General features: G+C 68.7%; 15 protein-coding genes and 1 pseudogene. 10 read left to right on the forward strand and 6 right to left on the reverse strand.

Annotation, left to right across the window (positions count from 1 at the left end; all coding sequences use genetic code 11):
• Window positions 1-54 precede the first annotated feature (54 nt).
• Complete coding sequence (locus tag D7X12_RS22790) at window positions 55-822, forward strand: glucosamine-6-phosphate deaminase (RefSeq protein WP_120627391.1); 768 nt, start codon at window positions 55-57, stop codon at window positions 820-822.
• Between the two features lie 34 nt (window positions 823-856).
• Here the strand turns inward: D7X12_RS22790 and D7X12_RS22795 are convergent, their stop codons facing one another.
• The 3 genes from D7X12_RS22795 to D7X12_RS22805 all read right to left on the reverse strand — a co-directional run bounded on the left by D7X12_RS22795 (window position 857) and on the right by D7X12_RS22805 (window position 2,895).
• Entirely contained in the window at window positions 857-1,639 is a 783-nt protein-coding gene (locus D7X12_RS22795) for a lytic transglycosylase domain-containing protein (RefSeq protein ID WP_120627405.1), read from the reverse strand.
• An 84-nt stretch (window positions 1,640-1,723) separates the two neighbouring features.
• Window positions 1,724-2,275, reverse strand: a complete 552-nt coding sequence (locus D7X12_RS22800; RefSeq protein ID WP_120627392.1) for a hypothetical protein — start codon at window positions 2,273-2,275, stop codon at window positions 1,724-1,726.
• A gap of 17 nt (window positions 2,276-2,292) precedes the next feature.
• On the reverse strand, window positions 2,293-2,895 hold the full coding sequence (locus D7X12_RS22805; RefSeq protein WP_244224723.1) for a hypothetical protein: 603 nt from the start codon (window positions 2,893-2,895) through the stop codon (window positions 2,293-2,295).
• 336 nt (window positions 2,896-3,231) lie between these two features.
• Between D7X12_RS22805 and D7X12_RS22810 the strand changes: the two genes are divergently transcribed.
• From D7X12_RS22810 to D7X12_RS22845, 8 genes and pseudogenes are all read left to right on the forward strand, one after another.
• The gene (locus D7X12_RS22810) at window positions 3,232-3,885 is read left to right on the forward strand and encodes a carboxypeptidase-like regulatory domain-containing protein (protein WP_244224724.1); all 654 of its coding nucleotides are present in this window, start codon (window positions 3,232-3,234) and stop codon (window positions 3,883-3,885) included.
• Window positions 3,886-3,887: 2 nt separating this feature from the next.
• Entirely contained in the window at window positions 3,888-4,694 is an 807-nt protein-coding gene (locus tag D7X12_RS42525) for a hypothetical protein (RefSeq protein ID WP_147443775.1), read from the forward strand.
• Window positions 4,695-4,721: 27 nt separating this feature from the next.
• On the forward strand, window positions 4,722-5,984 hold the full coding sequence (locus D7X12_RS22820; RefSeq protein ID WP_147443776.1) for a hypothetical protein: 1,263 nt from the start codon (window positions 4,722-4,724) through the stop codon (window positions 5,982-5,984).
• 640 nt (window positions 5,985-6,624) lie between these two features.
• A complete protein-coding gene (locus tag D7X12_RS22825) occupies window positions 6,625-10,155 on the forward strand; it encodes an AAA domain-containing protein (RefSeq protein WP_120627397.1) in 3,531 nt (1,176 codons plus the stop codon).
• A complete protein-coding gene (locus D7X12_RS22830) occupies window positions 10,155-12,353 on the forward strand; it encodes a phospholipase D-like domain-containing protein (protein WP_120627398.1) in 2,199 nt (732 codons plus the stop codon). Before D7X12_RS22825 ends, D7X12_RS22830 begins: the two co-directional genes overlap by 1 nt.
• Before the next feature lie 102 nt (window positions 12,354-12,455).
• Window positions 12,456-12,680, forward strand: a pseudogene (locus D7X12_RS44455) (IS701 family transposase); the annotation flags it as partial.
• 88 nt (window positions 12,681-12,768) lie between these two features.
• Window positions 12,769-15,564, forward strand: coding sequence for a hypothetical protein (locus tag D7X12_RS22840; protein WP_120627399.1), 2,796 nt, complete (start codon window positions 12,769-12,771; stop codon window positions 15,562-15,564).
• An 82-nt stretch (window positions 15,565-15,646) separates the two neighbouring features.
• Window positions 15,647-16,540: an alpha/beta fold hydrolase gene (locus D7X12_RS22845; protein WP_120627400.1), complete on the forward strand. Its 894-nt coding sequence runs from the start codon at window positions 15,647-15,649 to the stop codon at window positions 16,538-16,540.
• 39 nt (window positions 16,541-16,579) lie between these two features.
• Here the strand turns inward: D7X12_RS22845 and D7X12_RS22850 are convergent, their stop codons facing one another.
• Window positions 16,580-18,403 carry a hypothetical protein gene (locus D7X12_RS22850; RefSeq protein ID WP_120627401.1) on the reverse strand — a complete coding sequence of 608 codons (1,824 nt, stop codon included), beginning with the start codon at window positions 18,401-18,403 and terminating at the stop codon, window positions 16,580-16,582.
• A gap of 19 nt (window positions 18,404-18,422) precedes the next feature.
• Window positions 18,423-18,743 carry a hypothetical protein gene (locus D7X12_RS22855; RefSeq protein WP_120627402.1) on the reverse strand — a complete coding sequence of 107 codons (321 nt, stop codon included), beginning with the start codon at window positions 18,741-18,743 and terminating at the stop codon, window positions 18,423-18,425.
• A 125-nt stretch (window positions 18,744-18,868) separates the two neighbouring features.
• On the opposite strand from D7X12_RS22855, the gene D7X12_RS22860 reads away from it, so the two are divergent.
• Entirely contained in the window at window positions 18,869-20,272 is a 1,404-nt protein-coding gene (locus D7X12_RS22860; protein ID WP_120627403.1) for an FAD-binding oxidoreductase, read from the forward strand.
• On the opposite strand, the gene serA is transcribed toward D7X12_RS22860, so the two are convergent.
• Window positions 20,269-21,522 (reverse strand): phosphoglycerate dehydrogenase, encoded by a 1,254-nt coding sequence (gene serA / locus D7X12_RS22865; protein ID WP_120627404.1) that lies wholly within the window; start codon window positions 21,520-21,522, stop codon window positions 20,269-20,271. The genes D7X12_RS22860 and serA overlap by 4 nt on opposite strands.
• Between the last annotated feature and the right edge of the window lie 129 nt (window positions 21,523-21,651).

Genomic DNA, 21,651 nt, shown 5'->3' on the forward strand with positions numbered 1-21,651 from the left:
CCGTCCGGGGGGCCGCGCGACCAGGGAAGGGGGAGGGCGTATGCTGGGAGCCTCATGAACCTACGCGTGTTCGAGACGGAACAGGAGGCGGCCACCACCTGCGCGGCGCGAATCGCGGAGGCGGTGCGGCACACGCCGGAGCTGGTGCTGGGGCTGTGCACGGGGCGCTCGCCGCTCAATGTCTACCGGGGGCTGTCGGAGCTGGCGGCGAAGGGGAAGCTGGACCTGTCGCGGGCGACGACGTTCAACGTGGACGAGTTCCTGGGCCTGCCAGCGGAGGACGCGGGCAGCTTCCGCGCGTACATGGACCGGCACCTGTTCCGGCATGTGAATCTGTCAACGGAGCGGATCCACTTCCTCGACGGGTGCGCGCCGGACGCGGAGGCGGAGTGCGCGCGCTACGACGCGGCGCTGGCGCAGGCCGGAGGGCTGGACCTGCTGCTCCTGGGCGTGGGGCCCAACGGGCACATCGCCTTCAACGAGCCGGGGGACGTGTTGACCGCGATGAGCCACCGCACGCGGCTGAGCCGGGAGACGCGGCTGTCGCACGTGCAGCCCTTCGGGGACGACCCGTCGCGCGTGCCCATGTCGGCGCTGACCGTGGGCATGGCGGCGATGCTCCAGGCGCGCCGGGTGGTGGTGCTGGCGTTCGGCGTGAACAAGGCGGCGGCGGTGACGGGGATGGTGCACGGCCCCATCACCACGCGGTGCCCGGCGTCCTTCCTCCAGCTCCACCGGGACGTGGAGGTGTGGCTGGACACGGGCGCCGCCAGCGGCCTGCACGGCCGGCGGCTGGAAGAGGCGCGGTCCCGGAAGGAGTGAGGCGGTAGGGGCCGCCCCAGGGCTCCGAAAGCCGCTACGGCTTGCGCGCGGAGGCGAGCGTGGGAGCGCCCACCGGCCGGGACGCGGGCTTCTTGCCGGGCGACGTCACCCGGGGCGCCCCAGGCGGCTTCGCGGGGACGGCGGCGGGCCGGGCCTTGCGTGCGGCGGCCTTCGCCACCGGGGCCCGCTCCGGCGCCTTCGAGGCGGGGCGCTTCACCACCACCGGCGCGGGCGGCCGGGTGTGCGCCCAGGCCGCCATCACCCGGGCGACGTAGAACTCCGTCTCCCCGTTGCGCGGCACGTGCCCGTTCACCGACCCCGGGCCCGCGTTGTACGCGGCCACCGCGAGCCGCACGTCCCGGAACCGCCGGAGCTGCTCGGCCAGGTAGCGCCCGCTCCCGTCAATGGAGGGCGCCGGGTCGAAGGGGTCCTCCACCCGCATCATCGCCGCGGTGTCCGGCATGAGCTGCCCGGGGCCCATGGCTCCCGCGGGCGAGATGCGGTGCACCCGCGTCTCCGACTCCACCTGGATGAGCGCCCGCAGGAGCCCCGGCGGAAGGTCGTGGCGGCGCTCCGCGTCGGAGATGAGCGGTGTCAGCGGCGGGTGCGCGTCCAGCATGCAGGCCGGCCGGTGCGCCGCGTAGGCCCCCAGCGCCCGCGCCTTGGTCTGGAGGAAGGAGAAGGACAGCGGCGACACGTGCGTCCCGCCCAGCCACGCCACGCCCACGTTGAGCAGCACCACCGGCGCGAGCACGCACGGCGCCAGCCACGCCCACCACGGAATGTTGATGCCGCCCACGGCGCGCTTGCGTCCCACCCACCCCACTTACGGGCGCCGGGCGTCCGCGTCCAACTTCCGGCCCCTCCGGTGGACCTCCCGGGGGGGCCGGAACGGCGGACTTCAGAACAACAGGTTGAAGTAGTTCGCCTGCGCCTTGGCGCCCACGCACACCTTCACGTCCGCGCTCCACGGCTGGGAGGGCGGCGAACCGGTCGCCTGGAAGAGGAACTCCATCTGCTCCTGCTTCGCCAGGTCCAGCACGTCCACCTCGCCGCTGCTGGTGAGCTGGAGCTTGTTGGTGGGCCCGCCGGTGCCGGTGCGGCGGAACTCGCCCAGCAGCACGTACTCGGTGGAGCCCGGCTTGCGCACCGACAGGCTGGCGCGCTCGATGCCGCTGATGTCGGTGGTGGCGGTGGCGTCGAAGAGCTTCAGCCGCAGCTGGGTCTCCACGTCGGTGTCATCCGGGAGGGCGTTGGCGAAGTCGCCCAGGGGAATCTGGAAGGACTGCTCCACGCTGCCGCTGAGCGGAGGGGCGGCGGGGAAGGAGAGGTCGTTCTCGGTCTTGCAGATCTCCTCGGCCTCCACCTCGATGGAGAAGAGGGACTCGCAGCCCGTGGTGAAGAGGGGCAGGGCGCAGCAGAGCAGGAGGGTGCGGAAGGATTTCGTACGCATGTGGGGAGTCTCCTGGCTCAGAAGAAGTAGAGGATGAAGCCCAGCTTCACGGACGGGATGGTCGCGCGCACGTGCAGCGGCCCGGACGTGACGGAGTCGTCGCCGGCCGCGTCCTGGATGAGCGGCGTGGGGTCCGGCACCGTGAGCGCCACGTAGCTCAGGCCCACGTGCAGGAAGAAGTTGAAGCGGCTGTGCGCGCCCACCTCCAGGCCCGCGCTGCCCGTCACGTAGTTGTAGGTGACGTCCCGGATGGCCTGCGACGTCGTGCTCGGCTCGCGCCCCAGCCAGTCCAGCACGTCGCTGTACTCGGAGCCGAAGTAGTGACCGACCTCCGCGTTGAACGACGGTGCGATGAACGTCTCCATGGGCAGGATGCTCACCCCACCGCGCACGCCGAAGCTGAGCGTGTTGGTGGTGGGGCCCGCCTGCAGCCGCAGCCACGACGTGGGCCGCACCACCGCGGACACGCCGACGCCATGCGGCGCCCCGGCGTCCACCAGCAGACCCAGCGTGTGCTTGGGGGCGCCGTCGTCCTGTGCCAGTGCGGGCGTGGCGATGCCCAGCGCCGCCAGACACCCCAGCGCGAGGGGGGAGTGAAGAAGGGGGATGCGTCGTCTCATTGGAAGGGAGTCCATCGTCATGACGAAAGTTCCACGGTGTTTGCCGGCCCGCGTTCATCATTCGCGGAAGGGCGCCCGGAAGAGAAGCGAGGTTGCGTGAAACCCGTACGGGCTTTCCGGGATGCCGCGATGTGCGGGCCGAGGACTGCTCGGTTCCCGACAGGGTGGGCGTGACCCGGGGGTCTTCAATCCCTGTCAGCTCAAGGACGTCCCGGTCCATCTGGTGGGTCATGGCCAGACGCCCAAGGCAATGCAAGCGTACGATGGGCTGGCAGCGCAACGGTTGTCAGGACCTGGAGCTGGGGGCCGAGGATGATCGACGAAGTCGATCAACGCATGAAAGCGTGGGTAGGGCGCATTGCCACGGAGGCACCCGTGTTCCTGGGCGTGCCGGACCGGGATTCCCTGGAGCGTGGCGTCTGTCTTTATTTGCTGGAGTTGGGCCCGGCGCCCGCGACGCGCACGGTGACGCGCGGCACCCTGCAGTTCACCGTCTGCTATCTGGTGACGGTGGGCGCGGACACGCCGGAGCGCGCGCACCGGCTGTTGGGGGACCTGGTCTTCGCGGCCATGGGTGACAAGGAATTGGAGGTGGACCTGAGCCCGGTGCCGGCCGCGCTCTGGGCGGGGCTGCGTTCGGTGCCGCGTCCCGCCTTCCGCCTGCGGGTGCAGGTGCGCAAGGAGCGGCCGCTGGCGGAGGTGCGCTGTCTGTCTTTGGTGGGGAGCGCCCCCTCGCCGGGTCCGCTGCTGGGGCGGGTGGTGGGGCCCGGAGACGTGCCCATCCGCGGCGCGTGGGTGGCGCTGCCTTCGCTGCAGTTGAGCACGCGCACGGACGCGGAGGGGCTCTTCCAGTTCCCCAGCGTGTCGCCCATGGATTCGCTGGGCCGGCTGGAGGTGCGGGCCAGGGGCGAGATGCTGGCGGTGGAGTCGGAGGTGCTCGCGGCCGGTGCGACGCCCCTGGTCATCCGGATGTGCGTGAAGGAGGACTGACGGTGTTCGGTGCTCCGCCAGTCAAGGCCGAGGAGCCCCGGGCGCCATCGCTCCGCGAGCGTCGCCACGTCTTCTGGGTGCTGGCCCTGGCGCGGTGGTTGAAGGCCTGGGCGGAGCGGGTGCTGGCGGAACATGACGCCGCGCTCGCGAAGGAGGCGGAGGCGCTGGGGGCGCGGGTGCGTTCGTTGCCGCTGCGCGAGCCCGTCGTGCCGCCGCCGCCGCCGGTGCCCTTGTGGCCTTCGCGCCTGGAGGCCCCCTTCGAGGTGACGCGGCCGCCGCCTGTCGTGTCGGCCCTGCCACCGCTGCCGGCGCACCTGATGGAGGTGAGTGCCATGGATGCGAGCGATGAGAGCGCTCCCACGCCGCGCCCGAACACGCTGCGGTGCGTGTCCAGGGATGACGGGGACGTGGAGGTGCCCCCCCGCGCGGCGCTCGGGCCGCTCCTCGACTTCGGTCCGGACGACCTGCTGCCCCCCGAGCCCGGGGCGGTGGTGGTGGAGGGGCCGCCGCTGCCCGCGCCCCTGCTCCAGGCCGCGGCGATTCCCTGTGATGACCTGGGGATGGCGCCGCCCGATGCCCCGGCGCTCGGGGATGTGGAAGCCGCGCCGTGCTCCCTGCATGTCGTGCCCCCGCTGCCCGGGCAGCCCGCGCGGGAGTTGCTCGCGCTCCTGAAGGAGTCGGAGGGCACGCCCACCCGGCCCTCCGTGCCGTGGCCCGAGTCCACCGCGCCGACTCCGGCCGAGTCCGCCGAAGCGGAGGAGATGCTGCGCGAGTACAAGCGTCTGGAGTGGGAGACGCAAGGCGAGTAGGGCGCTGAGGCTATGCTGCGCGGCGCGATGGCCGAGCACCCCCGCCCCAATCCCTTGTCCGCAGGGCTCAGCGTGGCGGACGTCGAGCGCCAGCTCGAAGGCCGTGCGGAGCTCATCGCCACGGCCCGGCGTCAGCACGCGGAGCTGGAATCACTGCTGTCGGGCCGCCGGTGGCGCCGGGGGCTGCTGCGGAAGCCGGAGCTGGTGCCCGCGCTCGTGGCCCGGGCAGAGGCGTTGCGAGAGGCATTGGAGCGCGTCCAACGTCGCGCGGCGACGGAGGCGTGGAGCGAGGAGCTGCCCGTGCTGCGGGAGGCCCGGGAGCTGTCGGCCCGGCGCGAGCGGCTCACCGGCCTCGCGCGGCGCAGGCTGGAGGTGCTGGCCGTGGTGCCCGCGCACCTCTCGCTGGAGGAGGTGCTGACGCGGCTGGAGGCGCTGGTGCGTCAGCGCCCGTCGTGGGAGCTGAACCCCGGCGAAGTGCTGGTCTTCGAAACCGACACCCGCAGGCATCCCAGGGGACGCCAGGGCGAGGCGCTTCGCCCCGGAGAAGGCCTGTCCCTGCGCCAGCGCGCGGCCCCCCTCGCGCGCTCCGTGCTGTGGCCCGTCGTCCGCCCCCTGGCGTGGCCCTTCCTGGGCTCCGGTCGGCTGCGGATCACCAGTGAGCGGGTGCTCTGGCGCCCGGTGTTCGGTGAACTCCAGGAGGTGCGCCTGGGCACCATCGCCGAGGACGGCCTCCAGTTGGCTTCGGGCTCGCTCGGCCTGCGCGTGGTGGGCAATCGTCTGCTGCAGACGCGCGGGATGACGGACGCCGAGGAGGTGGCCGCGCTCCTGGAGCTGCACCGTCAGGCGCCCCTGCGCGGAGCGGCCCGGTCCGGTGTGCGGCTGGAATCGGTGGCCCTCTTCCCCGCGAAGCTGGGCCACCTGTCGGGCCATGCCGTGCTGCGTCCCCAGGGCGTGTCCTTCATCCCGGAGGGGCAGGGACCCAGGGCCCTGAGCGCCGTCACCGGGAAGCCCACCTCGCTTCGAGGCTTCGACGCGGCCCCGGTGCTGGAGTCCCTGCGCTGGCTGCCCGGAGCAGAGTTCGACGCGTGCGTGGCGCGCGTGGTGGAAGCCACCGGGGGCCAGTCCTGGGCCGCCGGGGAGACGCGCTACGTCGCGGGGACGCCGGTGTGGCGGGAGCTCCGCCTCGTGCGGGGCGGGGACGCGCTGGTCGGCAAGGTGGAGTGGGCCCAGGAGGCCGCCGCGGGGAGGCTCCTGCGCGAGTGGCCCCAGGCCCTGCCGTCCCAGGGTTGAAACCCGGCGCACGCGCGAACAAGGAAGCACTGAGGCCCCCGCGCCTGGGGTCGTCCAATCGTCCCAGCCCATGGCTGGGCCTCACAAGGGTTTTGCTGCACCCGTGGTGCAAGGTTTCGGGGCGCGGTTGCTGACGGTGCGGGAAGTAGCGGCGTGGCCGGCGGCGAAGCCCCGGTCGATGGCGCTCTGCATCCCTGGTTCCACCAAGGGCGGAACACGAGCTGAGGCTGCGCCTGCTCGTAGGCCAGTCGCAGATCCACGCTCGTTCCTCCCCTTCAGCGGCAAGTCACTCGTTCTGGTACTGCTCGATGGAATGGTGCTCCACCTGCCGCTGCTCACAGCTGTAACGGGTCGGGGTAATGGATCGCAGCGGGTCGGCCAAGCGGATCGCCCCAGGGTCGGCCAAGCGGATCGCCCCAGGGTCGGCCAAGCGGATCGTTCGCCGCTGCCGCTAACTCGGCAATGGCCCGCAGCACGTCGTTCGCCGGACGGTTACTCGGGGGAGGCACACTGAGTCAACGGCGACTTCATTCGGGTCCTCAGCGCCCCAGCGGCATTAAGCGCTGTATTGCGATAGGAATTCACTTCCAGTGATTGGTTGCTGGCAACTCCGGCCGCAGCAGACGCCCTCAGAGCGCAGATGACCGAATCCGAGATCCGCGAGAAACTCTCCAGGCTCTTCAGTCCTGGAGGCAGACTGCATGGCCGGTTCACCCCGCCCGAGGACGCGCAGTTCGAAGTGCTGGTGCCAGGTAGTGCATGGCAGACGTTTGTCTGGCCCGAGAAGAGCGCAAGTCCCCACCTCCTCCGTGTCTACTCACTATCGGGCTCCAATCCGCTGCTGGCCCACTTCTGGCGAAACGAGACGCGTGCGCTGCACCGTCTGTCAGGCCGGAAACAGTCGGCGCTCCCGCGCCTAGCGGGGGCTGGTCTCATCCCCGAGATGGAACTCGGCTATCTCATCCTCGATGACTCCGGCCAGCCGCTCGAGGGTAACCACACCACCCTCGCCCGCCTTCGCGCAGATCGCGTCACTGCCCTTCGCTGCTTCTCCACTCTCTGTGACGCCCTGGCCGTCCTCCACGGCGAGGGCATGATGCACCGCTCGTTGACGCCGCACACCATCAGGGCGCTGGACTCTCAGGAGGACCCAGTCGTCTATCTCGACGGCTTCCAATTGAGCGCGTTCGTAACGGCGTGGCTTCGAGGACAAGGAGCCGTCGCCGAGCCCCACTCGTCCGGTTTCCTTCCGACCCGGCCCAGCTCACTCGCATGCATGGCACCGGAGCGGCTATCGCCACTCTTCGGCAACACCTCTCGACACATCGAGAGCTTCGCCTGTGACGTGTTCGGCCTCGGAATGATCGGCATCGACTGGTTCGCCGGGCTGCCCGAGGAGGAATGCCATGGGATTATCGCCAATTCGCGCTATGCCCCATCCAGTCACGAACAGTTGATTCGTCTGGCGCATTTGCGGCTTCGCAGCGCGCAGGTGCCGGACGAACTGTGTCGGTTGCTCGTCCAAATGACCGAGCCGGCGCCAAGCAACCGCATGCCTTCCGGACTGGAGGTGGCGGACACCCTCGGCCGTCTTTATCCGAGTCTGCTCGCGCAGTTTGAGTCCGCGCAGGGCGCCGCTTCCGCTAAGCCTCACCAGCTCTACTTCCTCCGCGAAACGGTCGAACGTCTTTTCCGGGATGGAATGACGCGAAGCACCCCGACGAGTCCCGATATCCGCGAGTACGCGGAACTCGTCGAGCGGGACCTTTACGGCGGAGTGGTCACGTGGTCTCCCCGCGGCTTCGCTCCCTGGGAGGACAAGGAGCCAGAGAAGGCGCGCTTGGCGAAGACAGTCCTCATGGGGCAGCGCTACGCGTACTTTTGCCAATACCTCAACGAAGGGCGTCAGGACGAAAACAAGAAGATTCTTCTCGTGAAGTACGTCTGCCAAGCGGACAAGGTTCGCGAGCTTCGCCAGCAGTCGCACCGCCGGGTAATGCCACCCATCCAGGCCTCGTACTTCCTCCCCACAAATCGACCGGGCCTCCAGCGCCCGATACCAGCGGAAACTCCTGCGTGGACGACCATCGTCCACGTGGTTCGGTTCGACGAGCAGGGAGAGCAGGACTCCATCGTGGCGGCCACGGCCGACTGGCTCGTACGCTACCAAGAGGCACAGCTCACGGTGCAGGAGTATCGCTACGAGCGGCAGAGCGAGGGCACTCCCCGCACTCGTGGAGATACAACCCCCCGCCCCATCATCCTGCATGCTGCCGGACGCCCTCTTGAGTATGACGCGAGACGCGAGGTGGCGGCCTTTGCAGAGCTGTTCTTCCGCGAGCAGCTTGTTCCGTCAATGGGCGCCTACTTTGAGCAACGGGCGGAGCAGGCCCTCGATGAAGGCGAGTCCCTCGAATTCATCCTTCGCAACGAGCACGGAGAGGATGTCCCCATCAAGCTTGAGCTCGATGCGGCTCTCGACCCCTTCACGGTCCGCTTCAAGCCCAACGAGAAGGAGTTCCTCCTGCCGGAGCGCGGCACGGTGCGGCCGAACGAGAAGGCCGCACGGATTGTCCTCTCAAGGCAGCGCCGCGCCACCCAGCGCCTGCGCAACCACCATCACTTGCTCGCCCAGCTGCGGGAGCCGCGAGGCCTGTCACTCTCTGCACCTGAAATGCTCGCGACCGTCGCAGCAGGCCTGCAGCAATCATCTCCGGAAACTGCGAAGCTCGTACGCCGCATCATCGACGAGGAGCCATTCTTCGTCGTCCAAGGTCCACCAGGAACGGGCAAGACCTTCATTGCCTCCCACATCGTCAAGGATGTCATCCGGTTGGACCCCTTTGGCCGGCTGCTCATCAGTGCCCAATCCAACGCAGCCCTCGACAACCTACTGGAAAACGTGGCTCACCTGCTCGGCATCCTCGACAATGCCGCAGCCGGAGGGCCCCTCCTGCTGCGTCATGCCAGCGCGGAAACCGAGGAGCGGGTGAGCGCTAAGGCCCGCCCCTTCCTCCTCACGAATGTCCTAACCAGGACTCGGGAGCGCATGGGGCTGGCTTCCGGTGTGGTCGGGCCCCTCGGGCGAATCCAAAAGGAGTGGGCGCAGAAGGCGAAGGGCCAGGACTTCGACGCGGAAATGTACTCTCGCGTCCAGCGTGCCTCAAACGTGGTTTTCGCCACCTGCGCGGGAGCCGGTGCCGACACAGAATCACTGCGAGCTGGAAGTGGCTTCGACTGGGTGATTGTCGAGGAGGCGGCGAGGGCTTGGCTCAGCGAAATCCTCGTGCCTCTCGTCCAGGGTGACCGGTGGTTGCTGATCGGCGACCACAAGCAGCTTCCCGCCTACCAGCGAGACGTGGGTGAGAGGCTGCTGACGCGCGACATCGCGGACCGAGTCACAGCAGAAGCCACCGGCCAGCTTCCGTCCGAAAACATGCGCCCTCTACTGGGCCACTTCCAGCACCTCATGACCGTAGAAATCCCCAGAGGCTACTGGACGGAGCCGCGAGGCCGCATTGACGAACAAAGGCGGATGCACCCGGACATCGGCAACCTCGTGAGCCAAGCTTATTATGATGGCCAGCTCCTCACCCATCCGAGCGCCATCCGGCCCCACAATCTGGGGCAGCTCCCTTTCCTGAAGCAGACCGCCCTGGTCTGGATTGACACGAGCGTCTTCAACGAACGCGCCTATGAGCGGGGACGGATGAACTTCCTTGAAATGGACCTGCTGGGTGCGCTCTTGAGGCACCTTCCGCATTTTCCTGAGCACCACGTGGAGGTTCCTCCCGTTGCCGTGCTCTCGCCCTACCGCGAGCAACTCAAGCGCCTGCGCGAGAAGTTCAAACAGCTTCCCGAAGACGTCTTCCGGTCGGTGGATGAAGTGCAGGGACGACAGGCCGAGGTGGTTTTCGTCAGCCTCGTGCGCAACAATTCCTATGAGGCGCCGACGCAGGGCCTCGGCTTCATGCAGTCGCCAGAACGGGCAAATGTCATGTTCAGCCGGGCACGACGGCTCCTCGTGATTCTCGGCAGCCTCACTCACTTCGAGCGCTTCCGCGACACGCATTGGGCCGAAGTTGCCCGGTATGTGCGTTCAGAAGCGCGTTTCATCGTCGATCCGCGGGAGTCCCCGCTGTCGTTCGCGCCCGCGATGAGGAAGCCCTGATGAACACCTATGGCGTGTTGATTCCCTGCCGCCGCTTCACCGTGCAGGTCCAATTCGGCCCTCAAGAGGGCCTGAGCCCCATCGAGCAGTTTACGTTGAGGGCCATCGCCGCCGGCGCCAACAACATTTTGCAACTCCGTGATGTGTTAAGACTCGACGAGCGGGTAGCTCTGGACCTCTGCGTAGACCTGCTGCGAGGGGGATTTCTCTTCGTGGACCGGCTCACTGGCCGCCTTGAGCTGGCCCCCACCATCCGCGAGGAGCTTGGCGACCCAGCGATGCCTTCCCCAGACTGGGCTCAGAAGCTCGCCTCGACGCGGCCATCCGAGCCCAGGGAATATGCACTCCTCCAAGAACTCGTCAGTGGTGCGGTATTCCCCGCCTCTCGCGAACTCGGCCGGGGACAAGCAAGACTGCGCGCCCCAGAGAACGAGCGCCTTCCTTTGGTCCAGGACATCCAGAAGCCACAGCTCATGCACGCCGTGGCGCGGGCGGTGCGGAGCCGACTCGCGCAGGAGCAGGGAGGCTCAACGGCCGAGCAGAACATGCGAATGAGCCTCCAACGCCAGCGCGTAATCGACGTGAAAGTCGTCGGTAATGGGCCGTCGTCCAGCATGGGAGGGGTCAACGTTGGGCGTGAGTTCATCGCCGTGGAAATGTCCCGGAAGGGCGGCGCAGACGATGACTCGGATGCACCGGCGCTGCGCATAATCGGCCCCTCCACCCTGTCCGGCTCTATCCGGCAAAGCATCTCGCGAGGGCTGGTCGAACTCTGGCAGCAAGGGCTCGCGAGGGAGCGGGGGCAGTTCTTTCACCTTCTCATGGAGCGCTTCAAGGAGATTCAGGAGGACAATACGCCGGAGCAGGCTAGCGCAGACCCCGTGGCTACCGTCCACCAGCTCGTCGCCTCAGTCAGAGGACTGGAGGCACTGCCCTCCGAGACAGATGCGCTCCGAGCTGCACATGAGCAGCTCATCCTGCTTGAGCGCGACGCGAGTGATCATGTCGACGAAGCCGTCACCCATGCGGCGCACGCGCGACTGGTAGTCGGAGCTAGAGCCCACCACGAAGCGGTCCTGTCGGCCCTAGAGACGGCCGAACACCAAGTCCTCCTTGTCAATCCATGGGTCAGACAGCTTGAGACCAACGAGTCCCTGCGTAACGCCTTGCTCCGTGCGGTGACGCGTGGGGTCCGCGTCCATCTCCTCTGGGGCATCAACCGGAAGGCCCGTTTCGAGGACGAATTTGGCCCCCAGGCCCGCGAGCTGATTGAGCTACTCTCCCCTCGCGAGCAGAAGATCGGTGGCCTCTTCGTGGCGCAGGAGCCTTCTGCTGTGCATGCCAAGGTGGTCGTCTGCGACCTTCGGTGGGCGCTGGCATCCAGCGCCAACTTTCTCGCCAGCAGTGCCGAACGAAGCGAGCACGAGGTTGGACTGCGCGTAGAGGCTCCAGAAAGCACAGAGACTCCTCCGTCACAGTCGGGCACCGCTTGGCGTCCGACCGATGGACGACCTCCCGTGGTTTATGCAGTGCGCACCACCGTACAGTGGGCGCGCTCCCTCATTCGGGATTACCGCCTTCAGCGAATCATCATGGATGACCCCGCCCTTGAGGGGCGGCGCCAGTTGATTTCGCCAGTCGACTTCGGCGTCAACCTCCACGAGCCAGGGACAAACCCGCTGGCCATAAACATCTGGAAGGGGGAGTGGCAAAAGCGTGCGAGCATACTTCAATCCAGGCTTCAGGAGGCCGGCACGCTCGTCATGCCCGTGGCCGACGCCCAGCACCGCAAGTTGCTGCTCGATGCACTCCGTCTCGCGACAAGGCGTGTCGTCGTCTCGTCAGAGTCCTTGGGCATTGGGGTGCTCGGCGTGGCTCCCTCTGCAGTGCTTGAAGATGCGGCCAAACGTAACGTCTCGGTGACTCTCGTCTACCATGACGAGAGCGAGGTACAGGAAGTGCTTGCCAGCCGGCGCGAGGCGCTGGCGCTGGCTGGAGTCCGCTTCCTCCGTCGCCGTGTCCACTCCAAGATCCTCGTGTGCGATGACTGGGCCGTTGTCACGAGCTTCAACTTCCTGTCCTTCGAGGGCTACTACGACAACGAACGCGTCGCTCGTCATGAGTTTGGGTTCCGGATTTTCGATCAGGCACTGTGCGACACCCTCGTGGACTCGCTCGAATCCGCGCCTCCCCCATGATGTTGGCCCTGTCATAGTGAAGTTCTCCACTGCCATGGGGTCCTCCGCCCCAGGGATTCCTGAGTGGCACCCCTCTAAACATCTTGCTTGACGTAGTCGACGGTGGGGCTGGACCACTTTGAAGGACGCACATGGCGTAGCTTCCACCACCACGCCATCCTCTGCGCCGTGGCTCACGGCTTCCTCGCGCTCCGTCGGGCGCTTCCCCCGGAGCAGGGTTCACTGGACGCTGCCGATGGTGCGATGCGCGTTGCAGCCCCTCCTGCTCAGGCAGATTGGCACCTGCCCCTTCTGCGACAGAGCCATCAACCACAAAGCTCCGCCTGAACTGCCCTTTCGAATGTGACCAAGTAGTATTATGCCAGGGTAATGGGCGAGCGCAGAACACACCCGCCCCCTCTTCCAGAGAGGCATCATGAAAGCCAGACACCCGGCCTCGCGCCGTGGCCTCCCACGCGCCGCGTCCGCGATGCTGCTGCTGTTGAGCCTTGCCGCCAGCCTCCCGTCGTTCGCGCAGCACTTCACCGTCTTCGAGAGCGGTCAGGTCCGCCCCCTCACGCTCTCCCCCAACGGCCAGTGGCTCTTCGCCGTCAACACGCCCGACAACCGGCTGGAGATCTTCCAGGTCGGCGCGGGCGGCCTCGTCCACACCGGCTCGGTGCCCGTGGGCCTGGAGCCCGTCGCCGTCGCCGCCCGGAGCAATGACGAGGTCTGGGTCGTCAACCATCTGTCCGACAGCGTGAGCATCGTGCGCGTGGACGCGAACGGACACGGCGGCGCCGTGACGCGGACGCTGCTCGTGGGCGACGAGCCCCGCGACATCGTCTTCGCCGGCCCCGGGAAGAAGCGCGCCTTCATCACCGCCGCGCACCGCGGACAGAACGCGGCGTTTGATCCGCAGCTCACCACGCCGGGCGTCGGCCGGGCGGATGTCTGGGTCTTCGACTCGGAGAACCTGGGCACGACGCTGGGCGGCACGCCGCTCACCCGCCTGAGCCTGTTCGGGGATACGCCGCGCGCGCTCGCGGCCACGCCGGACGGCTCGCGCGTCTACGCGGCGGCGTTCCACTCCGGCAACCGCACCTCCGTCGTCCACGAGAGCCTGGTGCCCAATGGCGGTGAGTCCGCGGGCGGCGTCCCCGGCCCCAACGTCAACCACCAGGGCATCGCGGCCCCGGAGACCTCCGTCATCGTGAAGTACAACGGCGAGGACTGGGTGGACATGCTCAACCGCCCGTGGACGGCGTACGTCCGCTTCACGCTGCCGGACAAGGACGTCTTCGCCATCTCCGCCACCGCCAACCCGCCCGTGCAGGTCGCGGGCGCAGCGGGCGCGTACACCGGCGTGGGCACCATCCTGTTCAACATGGCCGTCAACCCGGTGAACGGGAAGGTCTACGTCAGCAACACCGAGGCCCGGAACGACCTGCGCTTCGAAGGTCCCGGCACCCTCGCGGGCAGCACCCTGCGCGGCCACCTGCACGAGAGCCGCATCACCGTGCTGGGCAGCTCCGGCGCCGTGCCCCGCCACCTCAATTCACACATCAACTACGCGGCCTGCTGCGCGCCCACGCCCAACGCAGAGAGCGAGAAGAGCCTCGCGCAGCCCATGGGCATGGCGGTGACGTCCAACGGCGCCACGCTCTATGTCGCCGCGTTCGGTTCGTCGAAGCTCGGCGTGTACGCCACCTCCGCGCTGGAGGCCGGCACCTTCGTGCCGAGCACCGCGAACCAGATTGCGCTGACGGGCGGCGGCCCCACCGGCCTGGTGCTGGATGAGGCCCGCAACCGCCTCTACGTGCTGACCCGCTTCGACAACGCCATCTCCGTCGTCAACACCACGACGAAGGCGGAGGTGGCGCACCTGCCCCTGTTCAACCCCGAGCCCCCGAGCGTCGTGCAGGGCCGTCCCTTCCTCTACGACGCGCGCGCCAGCTCCAGCCACGGGGACTCGTCCTGCGGCAGCTGCCACATCTTCGGCGACTTCGACAGCATCACCTGGGATCTGGGCAACCCGGACGGCGACGTGAAGGCCAATGCCAACCCCGTGGTGCCGATCCTGCCGGAGTTCGGGACGGACCCCACGTTCGGCCAGGACACGTCCTTCCACCCGATGAAGGGCCCCCTCGCCACGCAGAGCCTGCGCGGCATGGCGAACCAGGGTCCCATGCACTGGCGTGGGGACCGCACGGGCGGCAACGCCGCGCCGAGCGTCCAGCCCAACGGCGGCACCTTCGACGAGGTCGCGGCCTTCCAGCAGTTCAACCCGGCCTTCATGGACCTCCTGGGGCGCAGCTCCCAGCTCACGCCGGAGCAGATGCAGAAGTTCTCCGACTTCATCCTCCAGGTGGCCTATCCGCCCAATCCCATCCGCAACCTGGACAATTCGCTCACGCCGGCACAGCAGGCGGGCAAGGACTTCTTCACCCACACCGTCAGCATCTTCCAGGGCTCGTGCGAGGCCTGCCACCGCGTGGACGTCAACGCCAACCCTGGCGAGGGCCCCTTCAAGGGCTTCTTCGGCACGGACGGCAAGAGCTCCTTCGACGCGGAGCCGCTGTTCCCCAAGGTCCCGCACCTGCGGAACATGTACCAGAAGGTCGGCATGTTCGGCGCGGGCTTCACCTTCGGGACCGCTCCGGTGGATCCGTTCCTGGGCGACCAGGTGCGAGGCATTGGTTTCAACAGCGATGGTTCCATCCCCACGCTGTTCCTCTTCAGCAGCGGCTTCGACTTCCACCCCATCTTCAACTCGGTGGGCATCCCGAACACGCCCGCGGGCGTGCAGGCCAAGAAGGACATGGCGCAGTACATGTTCGCCTTCGAGACCAACCTGGCCCCCATCGTCGGGCAGCAGGTGACGCTCACCGCCACCAACGCTGGCGTGGCGGGGCCGCGCATCGACCTGCTGGTGGCGCGCGCGAATGCGGGCGAGTGCGACCTTGTCGCCAAGGGCCGCACCGGAGCGCTTGAGATGGGGTTCCGCTACGTGGGCGGCGGTCACTTCAAGACGGACCGCGCGGCGCTGCCGCTCGTGGCCTCCGCGGCGCTCCGCTCGGCCGTCGCCACGCACCAGGGTGTGCTGACCTACACCTGCACGCCCCCGGGTTCGGGCCAGCGCGTCGGCATCGACCGGGACCTGGACGGGTTCCTCGACGGGGATGAGCGGGCGGCGGGGACGAACCCCGCGAACCCGGCCAGTCACCCATAAGGAAGCCCTCGGGGACAGTGGCAGGCCAGGGGGCCGACACGCATCTTCACGCGCGTCGGACCCCCGCACCGCAAGGCCTCCCATGTCCACGTCCACGCCCACGTCCACGGAAGTCGAAGCCAGCAGCGCGCATGTTGGAAAGCTGTCGGGCAGCTACCTCACCACCCGGGATGGCACCCAGCTCTACTTCAAGGACTGGGGCCCCCGGCATGGTCAGCCGGTGGTCTTCTCCCACGGCTGGCCCCTGACGGCCGACGCCTGGGAAGACCAGATGCTGTTCCTGGCCGACCACGGCTACCGCACCATCGCGCATGACCGCCGGGGGCATGGACGCTCATCGCAGTCCCGGAACGGCCACGAGATGACCACCTACGCGGATGATCTCGCCGCGTTGAGCTCCACGCTCGGCCTCCGCAAAGCCATCCATGTCGGTCATTCGACGGGGGGCGGCGAGGTGACGCGCTACATCGGGCGTCATGGCACGTCGCGCGTGGCCAGGGCCGTGCTCATCAGCGCCGTTCCACCCATCATGCTCAAGACGGACTGGCATCCGAATGGGCTGCCCATGGAGGCCTTCGACAGCATCCGGGCCGGCGTGCGCGCGGACCGCTCCAGCTTCTTCAAGGAGCTGAGCCTGGCGTTCTACGGCTACAACCGGCCCGGCGCGCAGGTGTCCGAGGGCGTCCGCGAGAGCTTCTGGCTCCAGTCCATGATGGGGGCGCTCAACGCCGAATATGCGTGCATCAAGGCGTTCTCGGAGACCGACTTCCGCGCCGACCTGGCGCGGTTCGACGTGCCGACCCTGTTGATGCATGGGGATGATGATCAGATTGTCCCCATCGACGGCGCGTCGAGGCTCACGGTGAAGCTCATCCAGGGCGCGGAGCTGAAGGTCTACCCCGGCTTCAGCCACGGGATGTGTACGGTCAACAAGGACGTCATCAACGCGGACCTGCTGGCCTTCATCAAGGGCTGACGCCCCGGGCCCGGGCGGCCCGGAGCCTCACAGGTCGCCTCACAGGTCCAGGATGAGTTCCAGGTCCTCGAACTGCTCCTCGTCCACCTGCTGGCCCGGGTCCTGGTCGTTGTCGTCATCCCCATACAGGGACAGGCCCGCCGGCACCGTCTGCCCGATGCACTCGACCTGACGGGGCGGCGCCCCCACGCCGTCTCCGTCCTTGTCGGGGTAGAGGACAGCCCAGCGGAAGAGGCCCGGCTCCGCGTCGTTGCAATCATTGCCCACGGCCTTGGGGTGATAGGGCAACGGCAGGGTCTGCCCCGTGCAGACGGGCGTCGCGGGGATGGGGGTCGTGAAGCCGTCCCCATCCGCGTCCACGTGGGACGCCGCGAGGGACTGCCAGCGCGTCACGTCCTCCGCGGCGCAGTCCGTGCTCGTGGCGGACCACGGAGCGGGCACCTGGCCCGCGGTGCACAGGGTCGTCGCCGCGCCCGCGCCCACCCCGTCTCCATCCGTGTCCGCATAGGCAGACACGTTGTGGTTCGCGGCGGCGTTCGTGTCGTCGCAGTCCAGGCCCCACCCGACCTGGGTGGAGTAGCCCTGGGGCAGCGATGCACCGCCGCACAGCGCGCCACTCTGGGCCACCGTGTAGCGGTCACCATCCGCGTCGCGAAAGGCATACGACAGCAGCCGCCACCGGCTTGCGTCCCCGGCCTCGCAGTCGGTGTCCGTCACGGAGTGGCCCGCGGGCACCCCCCACGCGCCGCAGACCGCCGCCACCGGGCCCGCGCCCACGCCGTCGCCATCCGTGTCGGCATGGACGTTCCAGACCCGGAACCGCGAGGCGTCCCGGTCATCGCAGTCCTGGTTCAGGACCTTGTCGGAGTAGCCCACTGGCAGCCAGAAGCCGCTGCACACCTGGCCCGTCTCCGGCGCCAGGAAGACGTCCCCATCCACGTCCCGGGAGGCATAGGCCAGGAGCTGCCAGCGCTGGCCATCCTCCGGCGCGCAGTCCCCGTCCCGGAAGGTCTCCCATGGCAGCGACTCCCAGGGGCTCTGGCAGCGCAGCACCGGCGTCCCGTGTCCGAACCCGTCGACATCCAGGTCGGCCCAGCGCTCGACAAGGGTGGTGCGGTTCGGGGCGCGGTCATCGCAGTCCGGCTGGGCGGGCGTGCTGGCGAAGCCCGGAGGCAGCTCCGTCCCTGAACACACCACGCCCGTCAGCGGCCTCGTGAAGCCATCCCCGTCCTCGTCCCGGTGCGAGAAGGCCTGCAGTTGCCATTGGCTGGCGTCCCCGGGCGCGCAGTCTCCGGTGGTGGTCACGTGGCCCGCGGGCGGCGTGCGCCCCTTGCCAGGGCACCACCTCTTGAACACGTCTCCCCCCACGCCGTCGCCATCCGTGTCCGCCCACGCAAGCTCCGAACGCCAGACCTCCGCGTCCTGGTCATCGCAGTCCGGCTCCCCCAATTGCTCCCGATAGCCCGCGAGCGTGCTCCCCACGCACGCCGTCACGGGACCGGGACCGGTGGCCCCGTCACCGTCCTGGTCCGGGTAGAGGCCAGGGACGGAGCGCCACCGGGTGGGGTCCTGGGGCGCGCAGTCGTCGGACACCGTCGTCCAGCCCGTCGTGTCGTCCCCCACGCAGGTGACCGGCAGGGCCGGGTCCCCGCGCCCGTCCCCATCCACGTCCAGGTAGCCCTTCGCCACCCACCACACGCTGGCGTCCTGGTCGTCGCAATCCAGGTTCGCCAGGTGGCCGTCGCCATCCGCGTCCACCGGGGACGGACGGGGCCGCTCCGGCCCGGTGCCCTCACCGCAGCCGAGCTGGAGGCCCAGCGTGACGCACACCAGCGCCCACGTCGTTCTCGACAGGAGGTCCATGGAAGGGGCCCGGGGCGGACTACTGGCGGATCAGCTTGCAGCTGACGCTGTCGTAGGTATCGGTCAGCTCCAGCAGGTAGCGCCCGGGCCGGCTCTGGGCGAGCAGCGCCAGCCGGTCACAGCGCTCGGCTGCGTTGGTGTCGTAGAAGCCGATGACCCGGGGCGTGGTTTCACCCTGCAGGATGCCGGTGACCTCCATGAGGCCGGAGGAGCGGACCCTGTAGGCATCCACCGTCACGAAGACGTAGGGCACGCCATTGAGGGGGGCCTCCGCTTCGGCCAGGGCACTGGGGGCGAGCGTCAGGGTGACCAGAGCGGCGAGTGCGCGGAAGGGCTTCATCGGGTTCCTCGGGTAGGCGGGCCGCGACGGGGACGCCGCGCTCCTCCCCATACGTAGCCGGTCCAATTCCCTGGCTGCCGCCGCCGGACTTGTCATGCCGGGGTGCGTGGAATAGGCCTGGAGCCATGTCCACGCCCGCGCTGCCCGCCGACTTCCTCCGCGCCATCGCCGAGTCCTTCCCCGCCGACTTCCTCACCCGGGAGCCCGCGGAGCTGCAGGAGTACGGCCGCGACTGGACGCGCGTGTACACCCCCGCCCCCGGCGCGGTGGCCTTCCCCCGCACCACGGACGAGGTCGCCCGCCTGCTGGCGCTCTGCCACCAGCACCGCGTCGCGGTGGTGCCCTCCGGCGGGCGCACGGGCCTGGCGGGCGGGGCGGTGGCGATGAAGGGGGAGGTGGTCCTGTCGCTCAAGCGGATGACCCGCATGGAGCCCGTAGACCTGCTCGGCAACACGGTGCGCGTGCAGGCGGGCGCGGTGACCGAAGGGGTACACCAGCACTGCGCGCCGCACGGGCTCACCTGGCCGGTGGACTTCGCCTCCAAGGGCAGCAGCACGGTGGGCGGCAACATCGCCACCAACGCGGGTGGCGTGAAGGTCATCCGCTACGGCCTCACCCGGCAGTGGGTGCTGGGGCTCCAGGTGGTGACGGCGCAGGGGCAGGTGCTGGAGCTCAACGGCGCGCTGGAGAAGAACAACACCGGCGTGGACCTGCGCCAGCTCTTCATCGGCAGCGAGGGCACGCTGGGCGTCATCACGGAGGCCACGCTCAAGCTGACGCGGCTGCCGGGCAAGCAGGACGTCTTCCTCTTCGCGGTGCCGGACGTGGCCGCCGTGCTGCGCCTGTTCCGCGACGCGCGGCAGGCCCCGCTCGCGCTGTCCGCCTACGAGTTCTTCACCGACAAGTGCCTCGCGCGAGTGCAGCGCCACCGCAAGCTGCGCTCTCCCTTCGAGTCCCCCAGCGGCTGCTACGTGCTGCTGGAGTCGGAGGGCGGCGACCCGGCGGCGGTGGAGGCGTGGCTTGGCTCCCTCTTCGAGCGAGGCCTCGTCACCGACGGCACCCAGGCGCAGGGAGCGGGGCAGGCCGCGGAGCTGTGGTCGCTGCGCGAGTCCATCAGCGAGAGCCTCTCCGCCACGGGCGTGCTGCACAAGAACGACATCTCCCTGCCGGTGGCCAGCCTGGAGGCGTTCTGCGCGGAGCTGGACGCCGTGTTCGCCAGCCGCTACCCGGGATGGGAGATCTGCCTCTTCGGCCACATCGGCGACGGCAACCTGCACGTCAACGTGATGAAGCCGGACGCGGTGGAGAAGGCGGACTTCTTCGCGCACGCGAAGCAGGCGGACCACGCCATGTTCGACCTCGTGCGCAAGCACGGCGGAAGCATCTCCGCCGAGCACGGCATCGGCCTCTTGAAGAAGGACTACCTGGGCTACACGCGCGCGCCCGGGGAGCTGGAACTGCTCCGCACCCTCAAGCGCGCGTTGGATCCGCAGGGCATCCTGAACCCAGGGAAGATCCTGGACGCCTAGGACACCATGCGCGTCTTGATGTCCGTCTCCAGCCCGGCGATGGCGTCGCACACCTGCTGGGACACGTCCTGGTCCAGGTCCATCACCAGGTAGCCCACGTTGGCGTCGGTGCTCAGCACCTGCGCGTGGATGTTGGCGTTGAAGTCGGACACGATGCGGTTGATGTCACGCAGCACGCCCGGCGTGTTGCGGTGCACGTTGATGATGCGGTGGGTGCCCGGGATGATGGGCGCCTCCACCTGCGGGAAGTTCACCGCGCCCGTCGTCGCGCCGCCCTTGACGAACTTGAGCAGCGACGTGGCCACCTCCTTGCCAATGGACGCCTGCGCCTCCTCCGTGGAGCCGCCGATGTGCGGCGTGAGCACCACGTTGGGCAGCCCCTGCAGCTCCGTCACGAAGCCGTCCGAGTTGCCCTCCGGCTCGTCCGGGTACACGTCCACCGCCGCGCCCCCCAGGTGCTTGGAGCGCAGCGCCTGCGCCAGCGCCGGGATGTCCACCACCGTGCCGCGGCTGGCGTTGATGAGGCACGCGCCCGGCTTCATCGCCGCAAGCTGCTCCGGGCCGATGAGCAGGTGCGTGGAGCTGAGCGCCGGCACGTGCAGCGTCACGAAGTCCGACTCCGCCAGGAGCGCGTTCAGCGTGGGCACCGACCGCGAGTTGCCCAGCGGCAGCTTCGTCATCACGTCGTAGTAGATGACGCGCATGCCCAGGGACTCCGCCAGCACGCCCAGCTGCGAGCCGATGTGCCCGTAGCCGATGATGCCCAGCGTCTTGCCGCGCACCTCGTGGCTGCCCGTGGCCACCTTGCGCCACTGCCCCTGGTGCACTTCCCGGCTGCGGTCGAAGAGCTGACGCGTCAGCACCACCACCTCCGCCAGCACCATCTCCGCCACGCTGCGCGTGTTGCTGAACGGCGCGTTGAACACCGGCACGCCGTGCACGCTGGAGGAGAGCAGGTCCACCTGGTTGGTGCCGATGCAGAACGCGCCAATCGCCAGCAGGTCGTCCGCGTACTTCAGCGCCGCCTCCGGCACCGTCGTCTTGCTGCGGATGCCCAGCACGTGCACGCCGCGCAGCCGCTCCGCCAGCTCCTCCGGCTTGAGCGCGGCGGACAGCCGCTCCACCTGGAAGCCCTCCGTCACCAGCATCTCCTGGGCCGAGGCGTGGATGTTCTCCAGCAGCAGGACGCGCAGCGGGCCCTGGTTGTTGACGGGGCGGCTGGGTGAGGGCGGGAAGCGGGGTGTGCTCATGGCGCCTTGCGTTAGACGTGCCTCCCCAGGCTGTCAAGCCTCGGGTGGACGGGAAAGCCCCCCGGAGGGAGGGGCAGGGTACGGATGAAAACACCGGGCCCGCCGCTCCCCGGTTGCAAGGGGGAAGGG

This window comes from Corallococcus sicarius, from assembly GCF_003611735.1.
Lineage (GTDB): Bacteria > Myxococcota > Myxococcia > Myxococcales > Myxococcaceae > Corallococcus > Corallococcus sicarius.